The sequence below is a fragment of the Pseudomonas sp. HLMP genome, assembly GCF_046365545.1.
In the GTDB taxonomy this organism is placed as follows: domain Bacteria; phylum Pseudomonadota; class Gammaproteobacteria; order Pseudomonadales; family Pseudomonadaceae; genus Aquipseudomonas; species Aquipseudomonas guariconensis_B.
Map to the genome: position 1 here is coordinate 2,166,044 of NZ_JBDLLR010000001.1, position 15,633 is coordinate 2,181,676.

Sequence of the window (15,633 nt, forward strand, 5' to 3'; positions counted from 1 at the left end):
AGGGGCGGCGGGTCGTATTCGTACTGCTGGTCGTCGGTACGTAGGCGTCGAATGATGACCATCTATCTGTACACGTGACTTGGCAGTCGAAACGCGCATCTCTAAGCTATTCAGTCAGCGGGAAACCCGTCTGGGGTGGCGTGATACCTAGCGCCAGAGCTCCAGTCCCCGAGAAAATTCGCCATATTGATTGGGAAAGCCACAATGATTGGCATCAAAAGCATCGCGAGTTACGTGCCTGTGGACGGCGTGGACAACTATGTCCAGGGTGCGAAATTCGGTAAGGATCAGGATTTCATCTTTGGCAAGATCGGCTCCACCTTTCTGCCACGCAAGGAAGACACCCAGGAAACCTCCGACCTCTGCGTCGAGGCTGCCAGAGCATTGTTCGCTGCCAATCCGGCTTTGGATCCGGCGTCCATCGATGCCGTTATCGTCGTTACGCAGAACGGCGATGCAGAAGGCTTGCCCCATACTGCCGCGATCGTCCAGGACAAGCTCGGGCTGGCGACCCATGTCGCAGCCTTCGATATCTCCCTGGGGTGCTCTGGCTATGTCTATGGCATCTATGCCATGAAAGGCTTCATGGAGGCGGCTGGCCTGAAGAATGGCCTGCTGATCACGGCCGACCCCTATTCGAAGATCGTCGATCCTGAGGACCGCAACACCACCATGCTGTTCGGAGATGCGGCAACCGCCACCTGGATGGCTGACGGGGCTCCGTGGCAATTGGGTAAATCGATGTTTGGCACCGATGGCGGCGGTGCGGAGTTTCTCAAGACCAATGATGGCAAGTTCTTCATGAATGGTCGGCAGGTGTTCAATTTCGCTCTGCTCAAGGTCCCGGCGCATCTGCATCAATTGCTCGAGGCCAGTGGGCTACAGGCCGATGACATCGATCTGTTCTGTATCCACCAAGGGAGTGCTGCGATCGTCGATGCGGTGGCGCGGCGTTTCGAGGAAGGTGGACCGGAGAAATTCATTAAGGACATGGTCGAGACCGGCAATACCGTGTCGTCCAGTATTCCCTTGCTGTTGGAAAAGCATGTGCTCGGGTCGCAGCACAGGCGCGTCGCCCTCAGTGGTTTCGGCGTAGGCCTGTCCTGGGGGTCGGCGATCATTGAGCGTGGCGACTGACCCGCTGCATACTGGCATGGGCGCCGCCTTTTTTCGGGCGGCGTTTTTGTTTGTGTCTGTCGGTATCTTGGCGTCAAGTCCTTGATTTCACTGGGCTGGCAGGATGCCAGTAATTTTTTTCGAAAAAGCACTAAAGCAACCCGCCCTGACGACGATAACAATTACGAAGGTTCTCTAGGCCGCACCCGGCGAATTGCCAAGGCCGGAAGCCGTAGTACCCACCAACGAGGAATTCGTCATGGCTTTGACTGTAAACACCAACACCACTTCGCTGGGCGTTCAGAAGAACCTGAACCGCGCTTCCGACGCTCTGGCCGTTTCTATGACTCGCCTGTCTTCCGGCCTGAAGATCAATAGCGCCAAGGACGATGCCGCCGGCTTGCAGATCGCTACTCGCATGACCTCGCAGATCCGTGGTCAGACCATGGCGATCAAAAACGCCAACGACGGTATCTCCATCGCCCAGACCGCTGAAGGTGCGATGCAAGAGCAGACCAACATCCTGCAGCGTATGCGTGAGCTGGCCGTCCAGTCCCGTAACGATTCCAACAGCGCCCAGGACCGCGAAGCTCTGAACAAAGAATTCGCCCAGATGTCCGACGAGCTGAGCCGTATTGCCAATAGCACCCAGCTCAACGGCAAGAACCTGCTCGACGGTACTGCCAGCGCGATGACCTTCCAGGTCGGTTCCAATGGTGGTTCCGAGAACCAGATCACCATCACCCTGACCGACAGCATGGATGCCGATGCCCTGGGCGTTGGTTCGGGCACCATCAACATCCTGGGTACCGACAGCGCCGATGCGGAAACCAACTTCTCCGCTGCCGTCGCTGCGATCGACGACGCTCTGCAGAAGATCAACACCACCCGTGCCGACCTGGGTGCCGCCCAGAACCGTCTGACCAGCACCATCAACAACCTGCAAAACATCAATGAGAACGCCGAAGCCGCTCGTGGCCGCGTACAGGACACTGACTTCGCTGCTGAAACTGCCCAGCTGACCAAGCAGCAGACCCTGCAGCAAGCTTCGACCTCGGTTCTGGCCCAGGCCAACCAGCTGCCGTCGGCAGTCCTGAAGCTGCTGGGCTAATTTGCCTGACAGTTCTCGGCGGGGAAGTGCACGCGCGGCGCTTCCCCGCCTTTTCATTGTGAGGTGCAGGACATGGACATGAGTGTCAAACTGAACCTGTCTTACCCGGCTGCGCGTTCAGCCGAGCAGGTTGCCGAAAATCCGGTTGCCCGGTTGGCCACTGATGCTTCCGGCGATGGTGAAAAGAAAGGCCCTGTCGAAGCGCAGGGGGCAGACAAGGTCAAGGATGCTGTCTCGGAGATCGAGAAGTTCCTGAAAGAGAGCCGACGCAACCTGGAGTTCTCTACTGATGAGGACTCAGGCAAGATCGTTGTCAGGGTCGTCGCCAGCGACACGGGCGAGCTGATTCGCCAGATTCCCTCGGAAGAGGCCCTGCGGATCGCCCGCAGCCTGAGCGATGTCAAGAGTGTTCTGTTCGACGCTAAAGTCTGACCGGCGGCGAGCGAAATGATGTGATTCATGTCAGTCTTGCAGGAGCGGAGCTGACGCGTTAAATGAGAGGGACAACAGCATGGCAAGCCCGATTACTTCCTCCACTGGCCTGGGTTCCGGTCTCGATATCTCCGGGATCGTCAAGGCTCTGGTCGAGTCCGACACTGCAGCGAAGCAGGCGCAGATCAAGCGCCAGACCAGCAACAACAGTGCGATGATCTCGGGGATCGGTGCGCTGCGCAGTGCCCTCACGGCGTTCCAGGATGCCATGAAGAAGCTTAACGACAAGAGCGCGCCTGCCTTCAACGCCTATGTGGCGACTTCCGCCAACGAGTCGGTCATCAAGGTCAAGTCGAGCAATAGTGCGGTGGCGGGCAAGTACGACATCGTCGTCAACCAGTTGGCCACCGGCTCCAAGGTCGCCAGCCAGCAGTTCGCCGGGGGAGCCACTTCCGCGATCACCGCAGGCGAAATGACCATCAGCCAGGGTGGCAAGACCTACAAGGTCGATGTGGCCAGCGGCGCCACGCTGCAGAGCGTGCGTGACCAGATCAACAAGGAGCTGGGCGCCAGCGGCATCTCCGCCAACATCGTCAACGAGGAAGGTGGCGCACGGCTCGTGTTCAGCTCCACCACTACCGGCGCCGGCACCGATATTTCCGTAAGCGGCATTGCTGAGTTGGAAATCGACGGCACTGCACAGATGTCCGGTACGGGGGCGGGCTATATCACCGCCCTGGCCCAGGATGCCGAGCTGACCATCGATGGCCTGAAGGTCAAGAGCGCGAGCAATACCGTCAGCGACGCCATCAGCGGCATGACGCTCGAACTCACGGGCGTCAGTGCCAAGGCCGCCGACGGTAGTCGTTCGCCGACGGCGCTTACCATCGCCGCGGACAACGACGGCCTGAAGAAGTCGGTACAGAGTTTCGTCGATGCCTACAACACGCTGCAGAAGGCGATCACCTCGCTGACCACCAGCAGTCGCGACGAAAACGACAACCTGGTGCTCGGTCCGCTGAGCAACGATCCGACCGCTCGTTCCCTGGTAGGTGACATTCGCAAGGTGCTGAGCGAAGTCGGCTCTGGCGATAAACTCACTTCCCTGAGCCAGCTGGGCATCAATACCCAGAAGGACGGTACTCTTGAGTTCAACAGTACCAAGTTCACGGCGGCGCTGAACGACAAGAAGCTCGGCCCCGAGATCCAGGAGTTGTTCACTGGCAGCAACGGTGTCTTCGAGCGGATGAACAAGGCCATCGATCCGTATAACAAGACCGATGGCAGTCTGGCGACGCGCAAGTCCAACCTGGACAAGGCCGCCAAGAACCTGTCCGATCAACAGGCTGCCCTGGACCGCCGTACCGAATCGTTGACCGAGTCCCTGACCAAGAAGTACGTCGCCCTGGACACCGCCCTGGGCAAGATGAAAGCCCAGGCCGACCAGATCACCTCGATCTTCGAAGCGATCAACGCCCAAGCCAAGAAGTCCTGATCGACACCTGGTGCCAAAAGCCCGGCAGCGTCACGTTCGACGCGCCGGGCTTTTTGCTTCCCCGCTAAAGTTTTTTGACGTACCGACGATACACAGGTATACGCAACCTTTTCGCTGCAACGAGGTAGATCCATGAACCCGATGTTGGCCCTTCGGCAGTACCAGAAAGTCAATGGTGTGGCGCAGACCTCCGAGGCCAGCCCGCACCGTCTGGTGCAGATGCTCATGCAAGGCGGGCTCGATCGCCTGGCCCAGGCCAAGGGCGCCATGGCGCGCAACGATATCGCCCAGCGCGGCATCCTGATCGGCAAGGCCATCGACATCATCGGCGGCCTGCGCGAAGGGTTGGATCTGGAAAACCATGCCGACAGCCTGGCCGACCTGGACAGCCTATATACCTACATGAGCCGGCGCCTGGTCGAGGCCAACGTGCAAAACGATCCGGCGATCATCGATGAAGTGGCGCGCCTGCTGATCACGGTCAAGGAAGGCTGGGACGCGATTGGCGACCCGTCGCCATCCATCTGATTGGGAGATTGCCATGAGCGAGGTGATCGAGCGTATAGAGCAGACCCGTGAGGCGCTGCTGGCGGCACTGGATAGTCGGGATTGGGATACGATTGGCGAGCTCGATCTCGAGTGCCGGCTGTGTGTCGATGAGGTGCTGGTCGAAGCCTCGCTCAATGAGGAAGCGGTAAGGGGCAGTCTAGAGCAGCTGCTCGGCGTTTATCGGCAACTCATTGAAATTGCAAGTGGTGAACGTCAATCGATAGTCGACGAGATGACGCAGATTCGTCAGGCGAAAAATGCCGCAAAGGTATACCATTTGTTCAGCTGACGCTGGACGGTATAGAAAAACGCGCCATTAATTTGACAGTGTGCGTTTTTTTAACTTAACTAGTGACTGTTTTCGCAAATTCAGACGTCCGAGCACTGGATCATTCAGTCGGAATGATGTCGAGCACGCCCTCGGGCGTCGAAATGACTAGGGAAGTTCCTAACGCATGTGGCGTGAAACCAAGATCCTCTTGATCGATGACGACAGCGAACGCCGCCGCGATCTGGCGGTGGTCCTGAATTTCCTCGGCGAGGAAAACCTCTCCTGCTCCAGCCTGGATTGGCAGCAGGTGGTCGAGTCGTTGTCTTCCAGTCGTGAAGTGCTGTGCGTGCTGATCGGGACTGTGAATGCTCCGGCAAGTCTCCTGGGGCTGCTTAAGACAGTGGCTGGGTGGGATGAGTTCCTTCCGGTTCTGCTTTTAGGTGAAATTTCTTCTGCGGAGTTCCCCGAGGACCTGCGACGCCGGGTGCTGTCGAACCTCGAGATGCCGCCGAGCTACAGCCAGTTGCTCGACTCCCTGCACCGTGCCCAGGTCTATCGCGAGATGTACGACCAGGCTCGCGAGCGCGGCCGCCAGCGCGAGACGAACCTGTTCCGCAGCCTGGTAGGCACCAGCCGGGCGATCCAGCATGTGCGGCAGATGATGCAGCAGGTGGCCGACACCGACGCCAGCGTGCTGATCCTGGGTGAGTCCGGGACCGGCAAGGAAGTGGTGGCGCGCAACCTGCACTACCATTCCAAACGCCGCGAGGCGCCGTTCGTGCCGGTCAACTGCGGGGCGATCCCGGCCGAGTTGCTCGAGAGCGAGCTGTTCGGCCACGAGAAGGGTGCCTTCACCGGGGCGATCACCAGCCGGGCCGGGCGTTTCGAGTTGGCCAATGGCGGCACCCTGTTCCTCGACGAGATCGGCGACATGCCGTTGCCGATGCAGGTCAAGCTGCTGCGCGTGCTGCAGGAGCGTACCTTCGAGCGGGTCGGCAGCAACAAGACCCAGAGCATCGACGTACGCATCATCGCCGCGACCCACAAGAACCTCGAGACGATGATCGAGGAGGGGGCTTTCCGCGAGGACCTGTACTACCGCCTGAACGTCTTCCCCATCGAGATGGCGCCATTGCGCGAGAGGGTCGAGGATATCCCGCTGTTGATGAACGAGCTGATCTCGCGCATGGAGCACGAGAAGCGGGGCTCGATCCGCTTCAATTCGGCCGCGATCATGTCGCTGTGCCGCCATGGCTGGCCGGGTAACGTGCGTGAGTTGGCCAACCTGGTCGAGCGCATGGCGATCATGCATCCGTACGGGGTGATCGGCGTTTCCGAGCTGCCGAAGAAATTCCGCTACATCGACGATGAAGACGAGCAATTGGTCGACAGCCTGCGCAGCGACCTGGAAGAGCGCGTGGCGATCAACGGCAATACCCCGAACTTCGCAGGCCACGCCATGTTGCCGCCTGAAGGACTGGACCTGAAGGACTACCTGGGCAGCCTGGAGCAAGGGCTGATCCAGCAGGCCCTGGACGACGCCAATGGCATCGTCGCGCGAGCCGCGGAGCGTTTGCGCATTCGCCGCACCACCTTGGTGGAGAAGATGCGCAAGTACGGCATGAGCCGGCGGGATGGGGAAGAGCAGGCGGAAGGTTGACGCAGATCGCTGCGTTACACCGCCTGACTGCACCATCGGGTTTGCAAGGGCTGCGAAGCGGCCCCAAAGACGGTTATCGAAGGCTTGACTGACATTAGAGCAATGTCTGCACAGGTTCGGTATTGTCCCGAGAAGCAGTGAGAGCCTTCGAGGCCTGGGGCGGCCTTGCAGCCCATCGCCGGTAAACCGGCTCCCACAGGGGCTCTGCAAGCCCCATCATCTGTGATCGACTCGACCCCTTGTGGGAGCGGGCTTGCCCGCGAATAGGCCGGAACAGCCAACCAAAAGGCCATTGCCTTGCCCCCGCCTTGCCCCAGCAGGCGCGCAGCGACCTGCCCGGCTCTTGATCTTGTCGCACGCCAGCTCAGGCGCCGCCAATCGCGACTTCAGGAGGCCGAGCAGAGGCATTGCGTAGTGAGGTGACGGCCATGGATGGCCGTCAAGCGCTGCGGGCCAGGACGGCCCGTCAGCGCGGTCCTCACGGGAGCAATGCCGGCGCGAGGGAACCCCGGAGCGCAGCGTAGGGGCCGTATGATGGAGCAGGCGGTTTTTGCTGGACCTGTCCCGCGAGCAAAAGTAGGTCGCCGTAAAGGCGAAAAGCGCCAGTGGCATCGCCGCCGCGAATGGATATTCACACCATCCCAATAATGTAGTGCCAGGGATTGCACAGCTCTGCCAGTGGAATGAGGTGGCCTATTCGCGGACAAGCCCGCTTAGGGTTCGGTGTTGCCCCGAGGCCGTCAGGGGCGTAATTGGTAAAGCAGCCCACACATCCATGCTCCTCCGTCAGCCGAAAGTTCCCCCGCTCCCCCACCCGGCACGGCTATTGCTACACCGCTGGCACCATACCGGTTTTATGACGGTCAGCCACGCGAGAAAGCACGATGCCCCAGGCCGCCCACATTTCCCGAATCCCCGATCCGCAGGGCCGAACCCTGGTCGAGCAGGAAAGCCGACAGGGCCTCGAGCAGGCGTTCGCCCTGTTCAACCAGGTGTCCAGCCAGCTCAACGCGTCCTACAGCATGCTCGAGGCGCGGGTCAGCGAGCTCAAGGGCGAGCTGGCGGTGGTCAGCGCCCAGCGCATGGCCGAGCTGGGCGAGAAGGAACGCCTGGCCAACCGCCTGCAGAACCTGCTGGACCTGCTTCCAGGCGGCGTGATCGTGATCGATGGCCAAGGCTATGTGCGCGAAGCCAACCCCGCCGCGTGCGAGCTGCTTGGCGAACCCTTGGTCGGCGAACTGTGGCGCCAGGTGATCGCCCGCAGCTTCGCCCCGCGCAAGGACGATGGCCACGAAGTGTCCCTGCGCGACGGTCGACGCCTGTCCATCGCCACGCGCTCGCTGGACGCCGAGCCCGGGCAACTGGTGCTGCTCAACGACCTGACCGAAACCCGCCGCCTGCAAGACCAGCTGGCGCGCCACGAGCGCCTGTCGTCCCTGGGGCGCATGGTCGCCTCCCTGGCCCACCAGATCCGTACCCCCTTGTCGGCGGCCATGCTCTACGCCAGCCACCTGGCCGATAGCGAAAACGACCTGCCGAAGGAAACCCGCCAACGGTTCGCCGGCAACCTCAAGGAGCGCCTGCACGAGCTGGAGCACCAGGTCCGCGACATGCTGGTGTTCGCCCGTGGCGAGCTGCCGCTGGGCGACCGGGTGAGCCCGAAGGCATTGTTCCAGGCCCTGCAGCAAGCGGCCCAGGCCCATGTCCAGGGGCATGCGGTGCGTTGGCAGTGCGACAGTCACCTGGGCGAGTTGCTGTGCAGCCGCGACACCCTGGTGGGTGCCTTGCTCAACCTGATCGAGAATGCCCTGCAGGCCAGCCAGGGGGCGGCGCGGCTCAAGGTGCACCTGTACCGCCGGGAGCAGTCGCTGCACCTGTGCGTCAGCGATGCCGGCTGCGGCATCGACGCCGAATTGCTGGCGCGCCTGGGCGAGCCGTTCCTGACCACCAAGGCCACCGGCACCGGCCTGGGGCTGGCGGTGGTCAAGGCTGTGGTGCGCGCGCACCAGGGCAGTCTGCAGGTGCGCTCGAAGGTGGGCCGTGGCACCTGCGTGCGGGTGGAGCTGCCGCTGATCGGCGCTGACCGGGCAGGGGGCGTGTGATGGCCATCAAGGTGTTGCTGGTCGAAGACGATCGCGTCCTGCGTCAGGCCCTGGCCGATACCCTGGAGATCGGTGGTTTCTCCTACCACGCCGTGGGCAGCGCCGAGGCGGCGCTCGAAGCGGTGGCTGGCGAGTCCTTCAGCCTGGTGGTCAGCGATGTGAACATGCCGGGTATGGACGGCCACCAGTTGCTGGCCCAATTGCGCCGCCATCACCCGCAGTTGCCGGTGCTGCTGATGACCGCCCATGCGGCGGTGGAACGTGCCGTGGAGGCCATGCGCCAGGGCGCCGTCGATTATTTGGTCAAGCCGTTCGAGCCCAAGGCCCTGCTCAGCCTGGTGGAGCGGCATGCCGCTGGGCGCATGGGCGGTGCCGATGAGGAAGGGCCGGTGGCTTGCGAGCCGGCCAGCCGGCAATTGCTCGAGCTGGCGGCGCGGGTGGCACGCAGCGACTCGACCGTGCTCATCTCCGGTGAGTCCGGCACCGGCAAGGAAGTCCTGGCGCGCTACATCCACCAGCAGTCGCCACGGGCAGCGCAGCCTTTCGTGGCGATCAACTGCGCGGCGATCCCCGACAACATGCTCGAAGCCACGCTGTTCGGCCACGAGAAGGGCGCCTTCACTGGCGCCATCGCCGCCCAGGAAGGCAAGTTCGAGCAGGCCGACGGTGGCACCCTGCTGCTCGACGAGATCTCCGAGATGCCCCTTGGCCTGCAGGCCAAGCTCCTGCGCGTGCTGCAGGAGCGGGAAGTGGAGCGGGTCGGCGGGCGCAAGCCGATCGCCCTGGACATTCGCGTGCTGGCCACTACCAACCGCGACCTGGCGGGCGAAGTGGCGGCCGGGCGTTTCCGCGAAGACCTGTACTATCGCCTGTCGGTCTTCCCCCTGGCCTGGCGCCCGCTGCGCGAACGCAGCGCCGATATCCTGCCGCTGGCCGAGCGCCTGCTGGCGCGCCATGTGGCGAAGATGAAGCACGCGCCAGTGCGCCTGTCTGCCGACGCCCGCGCATGTCTGGTAAGCCATGCCTGGCCGGGCAACGTGCGCGAACTCGACAACGCCCTGCAACGGGCGCTGATCCTGCAGCAGGGCGGGGTGATCGAAGCGGCGGATTTCTGTCTGGGCGGTGCTGTTGCCTTGTCGGCCCCCGCGCCAATGGCCGTCACGCCACAGGCGGTCGAGGCGCAGCAAGTCGGCGCCCTGGGCGACGACATGCGCCGCCACGAATTCCAGATGATCATCGACACCCTGCGCGCCGAGCGCGGCCGCCGCAAGGAAGCCGCCGAACGCCTGGGCATCAGCCCGCGCACCCTGCGCTACAAGCTGGCCCAGATGCGCGATGCTGGCTTGGACGTCGACGCCAGCCTGTTCGGCTGAAGCGGCAACGAGCTATCAACTACAAGCAACAGCAGTCCGACGCACGCCCGCTCTTGCTTGCCGCTCGCCGTTCGAATCCAGCCCAGGCTGGCACTCTTGTTGCTTTACCCAGGCATTCGCCGCATGAGCGTCAAAAAAATGCGGCCGCCGGAGAGAGAAGTTCATGAACCAAGGTGTTGAATTCAATCGTCTGATGTTGGACATGCGCGCCATGCAGGCCGATGCCATGTCCCTGCCCAAGGCCTCTGCCGCCCCCGAGCTGGCGCCAGGGCAGAGCAGCTTCGCCGACATGCTCGGCCAGGCCATCAACAAGGTGCATGACACCCAGCAGGCCTCCAACCAACTGGCCAACGCCTTCGAGATCGGCAAGAGCGGTGTCGACCTGACTGACGTGATGATCGCTTCGCAGAAGGCTTCCGTGTCGTTCCAGGCCCTGACCCAGGTGCGCAACAAGCTGGTCCAGGCGTACCAGGACATCATGCAGATGCCGGTTTGAGGACAGAGTGAGCCATGGCCGAAGCAGTCGTCGATAACGCCCCCGCCAAGAGCGGCCCGCCAGCGGCCAAGCCGCCGCTGTTCGGCATGGCGTTCCTGGAAAACATCTCGCAGATGCCCATGCTGCGGCAGGTCGGCCTGTTGGTCGGCCTGGCGGCGAGCGTGGCGATCGGCTTCGCCGTGGTGCTCTGGTCGCAGCAGCCGGACTACCGGCCGCTGTACGGCAGCCTGGCGGGCATGGACACCAAGCAGGTCATGGAGACCCTGTCGGCCGCTGACATCGGCTACCGCGTCGAACCCAACTCCGGCGCGCTGCTGGTCAAGGCCGACGATCTTTCCCGTGCGCGCCTGAAACTGGCCGCCGCCGGCGTGGCGCCGAGCGATGGCAATGTCGGTTTCGAGATCCTCGACAAGGACCAGGGCTTGGGCACCAGCCAGTTCATGGAAGCCACCCGCTATCGTCGTGGCCTGGAGGGTGAACTGGCCCGCACCGTCGCCAGCCTGAACAACGTCAAGGCCGCACGTGTGCACCTGGCGATCCCCAAGAGCTCGGTATTCGTGCGTGACGAGCGCAAGCCCAGCGCGTCGGTGCTGGTCGAGCTGTATCCCGGCCGCGCCCTGGAAGCCGGCCAGGTGATGGCGATCGTCAATCTGGTGGCCACCAGCGTACCGGAGCTGGACAAGTCCCAGGTCACCGTGGTCGACCAGAAGGGCAACCTGCTCTCCGACCAGTTGCAAGACACCGCCCTGACCATGGCCGGCAAGCAGTTCGACTACAGCCGCCGCATGGAAGGCATGCTCACCCAGCGCGTGCACAACATCCTCGAGCCGGTGCTGGGCAATGACCGCTACAAGGCCGAGGTGTCCGCCGACATCGATTTCAGCGCAGTGGAGTCCACCTCCGAGCAGTTCAACCCCGACCAGCCGGCCCTGCGCAGCGAGCAGTCGGTCAATGAGCAGCGCGCCAGCAGCCAGCCGCCGCAAGGCGTGCCAGGCGCCCTGAGCAACCAGCCGCCGGCCGGCGCCGCCGCGCCGGAAAATGCTACCGCTGCCGCGCCGGCAGCCGGTGCCGTGCAGCCTGGCCAGCCGCTGGTGGACGCCAACGGCCAGCAGATCATGGACCCGGCCACCGGCCAGCCGATGCTCGCGCCGTATCCGGCCGATAAGCGCCTGCAAACCACTCGCAACTTCGAGCTGGACCGCTCCATCAGCCACACCCGCCAGCAGCAGGGGCGCCTGACCCGCCTGTCGGTGGCGGTGGTGGTGGACGACCAGGTCAAGCTCGACGCCGCCACCGGCGAGGCCGTCCGCGCGCCCTGGGGCGCCGAGGACCTGGCACGCTTCACCCGCCTGGTGCAGGATGCGGTGGGCTTCGACGCCAGCCGTGGCGACAGCGTGACCGTGATCAACGTGCCGTTCGCCGCCGACCGGGGCGAGGTGCTGGCCGACATTCCGTTCTACTCGCAGCCGTGGTTCTGGGACATCGTCAAGCAGGTGCTCGGCGTGCTGTTCATCCTGGTGCTGGTGTTCGGCGTGCTGCGGCCGGTGCTCAACAACATCACCGGCGGTGGCAAGCAGGCCGCTGCCGACAGCGACATGGAACTGGGCGGGATGATGGGTCTGGATGGCGAGCTGGCCAACGACCGCGTCACCCTGGGTGGCCCGACAAGCATCCTGTTGCCGAGCCCGAACGAGGGCTACGAGGCGCAGCTGAACGCAATCAAGGGCCTGGTGGCCGAGGATCCGGGCCGCGTGGCCCAGGTCGTGAAAGAGTGGATCAACGCCGATGAGTGACAACCGAGCCGTTACCGCCAAGCTGAGCCGTGTCGACAAGGCGGCGATCCTGCTGCTCTCCCTGGGCGAGACCGATGCCGCCCAGGTGTTGCGGCACATGGGCCCCAAGGAAGTGCAGCGGGTCGGCGTGGCCATGGCGCAGATGGGCAACGTCCACCGCGAGCAGGTCGAGCAGGTGATGAGCGAGTTCGTCGAGATCGTCGGCGACCAGACCAGCCTGGGCGTGGGCTCCGACGGCTACATCCGCAAGATGCTCAACCAGGCCCTCGGCGAGGACAAGGCCAACGGCCTGATCGACCGCATCCTGCTCGGTGGCAACACCAGCGGCCTGGACAGCCTCAAGTGGATGGAGCCACGCGCCGTGGCCGATGTGATCCGCTACGAGCACCCGCAGATTCAGGCCATCGTGGTCGCCTACCTCGATCCGGACCAGGCCGGCGAGGTGCTGAGCAACTTCGACCACAAGGTGCGCCTGGACATCATCCTGCGCGTGTCGTCGCTCAATACCGTACAGCCTGCGGCGCTCAAGGAGCTGAACCAGATCCTCGAGAAGCAGTTCTCCGGCAACTCCAATGCCGCGCGCACCACCCTGGGCGGTATCAAGCGTGCTGCCGACATCATGAACTTCCTCGACAGCTCGGTCGAAGGCCAACTGATGGACTCGATCCGCGAGATCGACAACGACCTGTCGGAGCAGATCGAAGACCTGATGTTCGTCTTCAACAACCTGGCCGACGTCGACGACCGCGGCATCCAGGCGCTGCTGCGCGAGGTGTCCTCGGACGTGCTGGTGGTGTCGCTCAAGGGCGCCGACGAAAAGGTCAAGGACAAGATCTTCAAGAACATGTCCAAGCGTGCCTCGGAGCTGCTGCGCGACGACCTGGAGGCCAAGGGCCCGGTGCGGGTCAGCGACGTGGAAGCGGCGCAGAAGGAAATCCTCACCATCGCCCGGCGCATGGCCGAGGCCGGCGAGATCGTGCTCGGCGGCAAGGGTGCCGAGGAGATGATCTAAGCCAAGCGGCGCGCTTCAAGCGGCAAGAAAAAGCAGATCGCATGCTGCCGCTCTTGCTTGCAGCTTGACGCACGCCGCTAAAACCGATTCCACCAGCAGGCATTTGCATGTCCACCAAAGAACATCCCAGCGACCTGATCCGCGCTCGTGACCTCGAAGGCGTCGATGTCTGGCCGCTGCCCAGCTTCGATCCGGAGCCGGAGCCCGAACCTGAGCCGGAACCTGTGCCTGAGGTCGTCGAGGACGAAGTCGAGGAGGTGCCGCTGGACGAGGTCCAGCCGCTGACCCTCGAGGAGCTCGAGGCCATCCGCCAGGAGGCCTATAACGAAGGCTTCGCCACCGGTGAGCGCGAAGGTTTCCACAGCACCCAGTTGAAGGTGCGCCAGGAGGCCGAGGTCGCCCTGGCGGCCAAGCTGGACAGCCTGGAGCGGTTGATGGGCCACCTGCTTGAGCCCATCGCCGAACAGGACACGCAGATCGAGAAGTCCCTGGTGCACCTGGTCGCCCACGTGACCCGGCAGGTGATCGGCCGCGAGCTGCGCAGCGACTCCAGCCAGATCACCCACGTGCTGCGCGAGGCGCTCAAGCTGCTGCCGATGGGCGCCGACAATATCCGTATCCACCTCAACCCCCAGGACTTCGAGCTGGCCAAGGCCCTGCGCGAACGCCACGAGGAACGCTGGAAGCTGCTCGAAGACGAATCGCTGCTGCCGGGGGGCTGCCGTATCGAGACCGCCCACAGCCGCATCGACGCGACCATGGAAACGCGGATCGAGAAGGCCGTGGCGCAACTGTTCGACCAGCTCCACGACCAGGCCCTGCACCCGGCTGCGCCGGACCTGTCGATCGAACTGGATAATCCCGATGCGCCTTGACCGCACCAGCTTCGGCAAGCGCCTGGGCAGCTATGCCGGGGCGGTGAAGTTGCCTGCGCAACCGCTGGTCGAGGGCCGCCTGCTGCGCATGGTCGGCCTGACCCTGGAAGCCGAGGGGCTACGGGCGGCGGTGGGCAGCCGCTGCCTGGTGATCAACGACGACAGCTACCACCCGGTGCAGGTGGAGGCCGAGGTGATGGGCTTTTCCGGTAGCAAGGTGTTCCTCATGCCGGTCGGCAGCATCGCCGGCATCGCCCCGGGCGCGCGGGTGGTACCGCTGGACGACAGCGGCCGCCTGCCCATGGGCATGAGCATGCTTGGCCGGGTGCTCGACGGTGCCGGCCGTGCGCTGGACGGCAAGGGCGGGATGAAGGCCGAGGACTGGGTGCCGATGGACGGGCCGGTCATCAACCCGCTCAACCGCGACCCCATCAGCCAGCCGCTCGACGTGGGCATCCGCAGCATCAATGGGTTGCTCACCGTCGGCCGAGGCCAGCGCCTGGGCCTGTTCGCCGGTACCGGCGTGGGCAAGTCGGTGCTGCTGGGCATGATGACCCGCTTCACCGAGGCCGAGATCATCGTGGTCGGGCTGATCGGCGAACGGGGCCGGGAGGTCAAGGAGTTCATCGAGCACATCCTCGGCGAGGAGGGGCTAAAGCGCTCGGTGGTGGTGGCCTCGCCAGCCGACGACGCACCGCTGATGCGCTTGCGCGCGGCCATGTATTGCACGCGCATCGCCGAGTACTTCCGCGACAAGGGCAAGAACGTCTTGTTGCTGATGGACTCGCTGACCCGTTTCGCCCAGGCCCAGCGCGAGATCGCCCTGGCCATCGGCGAACCGCCGGCGACCCGGGGCTATCCGCCTTCGGTCTTCGCCAAGCTGCCCAAGCTGGTGGAGCGGGCGGGCAATGGCGAGCCGGGAGGCGGTTCGATCACGGCGTTCTATACCGTGCTCTCGGAAGGCGACGACCAGCAGGACCCGATCGCCGACTCGGCGCGGGGCGTGCTGGATGGCCACTTCGTGCTGTCCCGGCGCCTGGCCGAGGAAGGGCACTATCCGGCCATCGATATCGAGGCTTCGATCAGCCGGGTCATGCCCCAGGTGGTCGATGCCGATCACCTGTGCCAGGCGCAGAAGTTCAAGCAGCTGTGGTCGCGCCTGTCGCAGAGCCGCGACCTGATCAGCGTCGGCGCCTACGTGGCTGGCGGCGATCCAGAGACGGACCAGGCCATCGCCTTGCAGTCCAAGCTGGTGGGCTTCTTGCGCCAGGGGCTGGACGAGAATGTCGGCATGGCCCAGAGCCGCGAACAGCTGGGCGGTATCTTCGCCGCGCCGGCGGGCGGTTGA

Annotated in this window: 14 protein-coding genes; all 14 read left to right on the forward strand. The window is 63.7% G+C overall.

Annotated features, from left to right (window positions below):
- Positions 1-204: 204 nt before the first annotated feature.
- The 14 genes from ABFA30_RS10185 (at position 205) to fliI (ending at position 15,633) form a co-directional block, all read left to right on the forward strand.
- Complete coding sequence (locus ABFA30_RS10185) at positions 205-1,137, forward strand: ketoacyl-ACP synthase III (RefSeq protein WP_410045394.1); 933 nt, start codon at positions 205-207, stop codon at positions 1,135-1,137.
- 238 nt (positions 1,138-1,375) lie between these two features.
- Entirely contained in the window at positions 1,376-2,227 is an 852-nt protein-coding gene (locus tag ABFA30_RS10190) for a flagellin domain-containing protein (protein WP_368816012.1), read from the forward strand.
- A gap of 72 nt (positions 2,228-2,299) precedes the next feature.
- Positions 2,300-2,659 carry a flagellar protein FlaG gene (locus ABFA30_RS10195; protein WP_410045395.1) on the forward strand — a complete coding sequence of 120 codons (360 nt, stop codon included), beginning with the start codon at positions 2,300-2,302 and terminating at the stop codon, positions 2,657-2,659.
- Between the two features lie 79 nt (positions 2,660-2,738).
- Positions 2,739-4,154 (forward strand): flagellar filament capping protein FliD, encoded by a 1,416-nt coding sequence (gene fliD, locus ABFA30_RS10200; RefSeq protein ID WP_410045396.1) that lies wholly within the window; start codon positions 2,739-2,741, stop codon positions 4,152-4,154.
- Positions 4,155-4,286: 132 nt separating this feature from the next.
- Positions 4,287-4,682, forward strand: coding sequence for a flagellar export chaperone FliS (gene fliS, locus ABFA30_RS10205; RefSeq protein ID WP_225789311.1), 396 nt, complete (start codon positions 4,287-4,289; stop codon positions 4,680-4,682).
- Between the two features lie 13 nt (positions 4,683-4,695).
- Positions 4,696-4,992 carry a flagellar protein FliT gene (locus ABFA30_RS10210; protein ID WP_225789310.1) on the forward strand — a complete coding sequence of 99 codons (297 nt, stop codon included), beginning with the start codon at positions 4,696-4,698 and terminating at the stop codon, positions 4,990-4,992.
- 166 nt (positions 4,993-5,158) lie between these two features.
- Positions 5,159-6,634, forward strand: a complete 1,476-nt coding sequence (gene fleQ, locus ABFA30_RS10215; RefSeq protein ID WP_225789309.1) for a transcriptional regulator FleQ — start codon at positions 5,159-5,161, stop codon at positions 6,632-6,634.
- An 884-nt stretch (positions 6,635-7,518) separates the two neighbouring features.
- Positions 7,519-8,736, forward strand: coding sequence for a sensor histidine kinase (locus ABFA30_RS10220; RefSeq protein WP_410045397.1), 1,218 nt, complete (start codon positions 7,519-7,521; stop codon positions 8,734-8,736).
- Complete coding sequence (locus tag ABFA30_RS10225) at positions 8,736-10,109, forward strand: sigma-54-dependent transcriptional regulator (protein ID WP_225789307.1); 1,374 nt, start codon at positions 8,736-8,738, stop codon at positions 10,107-10,109. Before ABFA30_RS10220 ends, ABFA30_RS10225 begins: the two co-directional genes overlap by 1 nt.
- Positions 10,110-10,272: 163 nt before the next feature.
- Positions 10,273-10,605, forward strand: a complete 333-nt coding sequence (gene fliE / locus ABFA30_RS10230; protein WP_225789306.1) for a flagellar hook-basal body complex protein FliE — start codon at positions 10,273-10,275, stop codon at positions 10,603-10,605.
- A 14-nt stretch (positions 10,606-10,619) separates the two neighbouring features.
- Positions 10,620-12,398, forward strand: a complete 1,779-nt coding sequence (gene fliF / locus ABFA30_RS10235; RefSeq protein ID WP_225789305.1) for a flagellar basal-body MS-ring/collar protein FliF — start codon at positions 10,620-10,622, stop codon at positions 12,396-12,398.
- A complete protein-coding gene (gene fliG, locus ABFA30_RS10240) occupies positions 12,391-13,410 on the forward strand; it encodes a flagellar motor switch protein FliG (protein WP_225789304.1) in 1,020 nt (339 codons plus the stop codon). Before fliF ends, fliG begins: the two co-directional genes overlap by 8 nt.
- Positions 13,411-13,517: 107 nt before the next feature.
- Positions 13,518-14,285, forward strand: coding sequence for a flagellar assembly protein FliH (fliH, locus tag ABFA30_RS10245; RefSeq protein ID WP_225789303.1), 768 nt, complete (start codon positions 13,518-13,520; stop codon positions 14,283-14,285).
- Positions 14,275-15,633: a flagellar protein export ATPase FliI gene (fliI, locus tag ABFA30_RS10250; RefSeq protein ID WP_253104439.1), complete on the forward strand. Its 1,359-nt coding sequence runs from the start codon at positions 14,275-14,277 to the stop codon at positions 15,631-15,633. The genes fliH and fliI overlap by 11 nt, the downstream gene beginning before the upstream one ends.

Coding starts and splice junctions, on each gene's coding strand:
- ABFA30_RS10185 (WP_410045394.1), top strand. CDS start 205: ATGATTGGCATCAAAAGCATCGCGAGTTACGTGCCTGTGGACGGCGTG.
- fliG (WP_225789304.1), top strand. CDS start 12,391: ATGAGTGACAACCGAGCCGTTACCGCCAAGCTGAGCCGTGTCGACAAG.
- fliE (WP_225789306.1), top strand. CDS start 10,273: ATGAACCAAGGTGTTGAATTCAATCGTCTGATGTTGGACATGCGCGCC.
- fliH (WP_225789303.1), top strand. CDS start 13,518: ATGTCCACCAAAGAACATCCCAGCGACCTGATCCGCGCTCGTGACCTC.
- fliI (WP_253104439.1), top strand. CDS start 14,275: ATGCGCCTTGACCGCACCAGCTTCGGCAAGCGCCTGGGCAGCTATGCC.
- ABFA30_RS10220 (WP_410045397.1), top strand. CDS start 7,519: ATGCCCCAGGCCGCCCACATTTCCCGAATCCCCGATCCGCAGGGCCGA.
- fliF (WP_225789305.1), top strand. CDS start 10,620: ATGGCCGAAGCAGTCGTCGATAACGCCCCCGCCAAGAGCGGCCCGCCA.
- fliS (WP_225789311.1), top strand. CDS start 4,287: ATGAACCCGATGTTGGCCCTTCGGCAGTACCAGAAAGTCAATGGTGTG.
- ABFA30_RS10190 (WP_368816012.1), top strand. CDS start 1,376: ATGGCTTTGACTGTAAACACCAACACCACTTCGCTGGGCGTTCAGAAG.
- ABFA30_RS10225 (WP_225789307.1), top strand. CDS start 8,736: ATGGCCATCAAGGTGTTGCTGGTCGAAGACGATCGCGTCCTGCGTCAG.
- fliD (WP_410045396.1), top strand. CDS start 2,739: ATGGCAAGCCCGATTACTTCCTCCACTGGCCTGGGTTCCGGTCTCGAT.
- ABFA30_RS10210 (WP_225789310.1), top strand. CDS start 4,696: ATGAGCGAGGTGATCGAGCGTATAGAGCAGACCCGTGAGGCGCTGCTG.
- fleQ (WP_225789309.1), top strand. CDS start 5,159: ATGTGGCGTGAAACCAAGATCCTCTTGATCGATGACGACAGCGAACGC.
- ABFA30_RS10195 (WP_410045395.1), top strand. CDS start 2,300: ATGGACATGAGTGTCAAACTGAACCTGTCTTACCCGGCTGCGCGTTCA.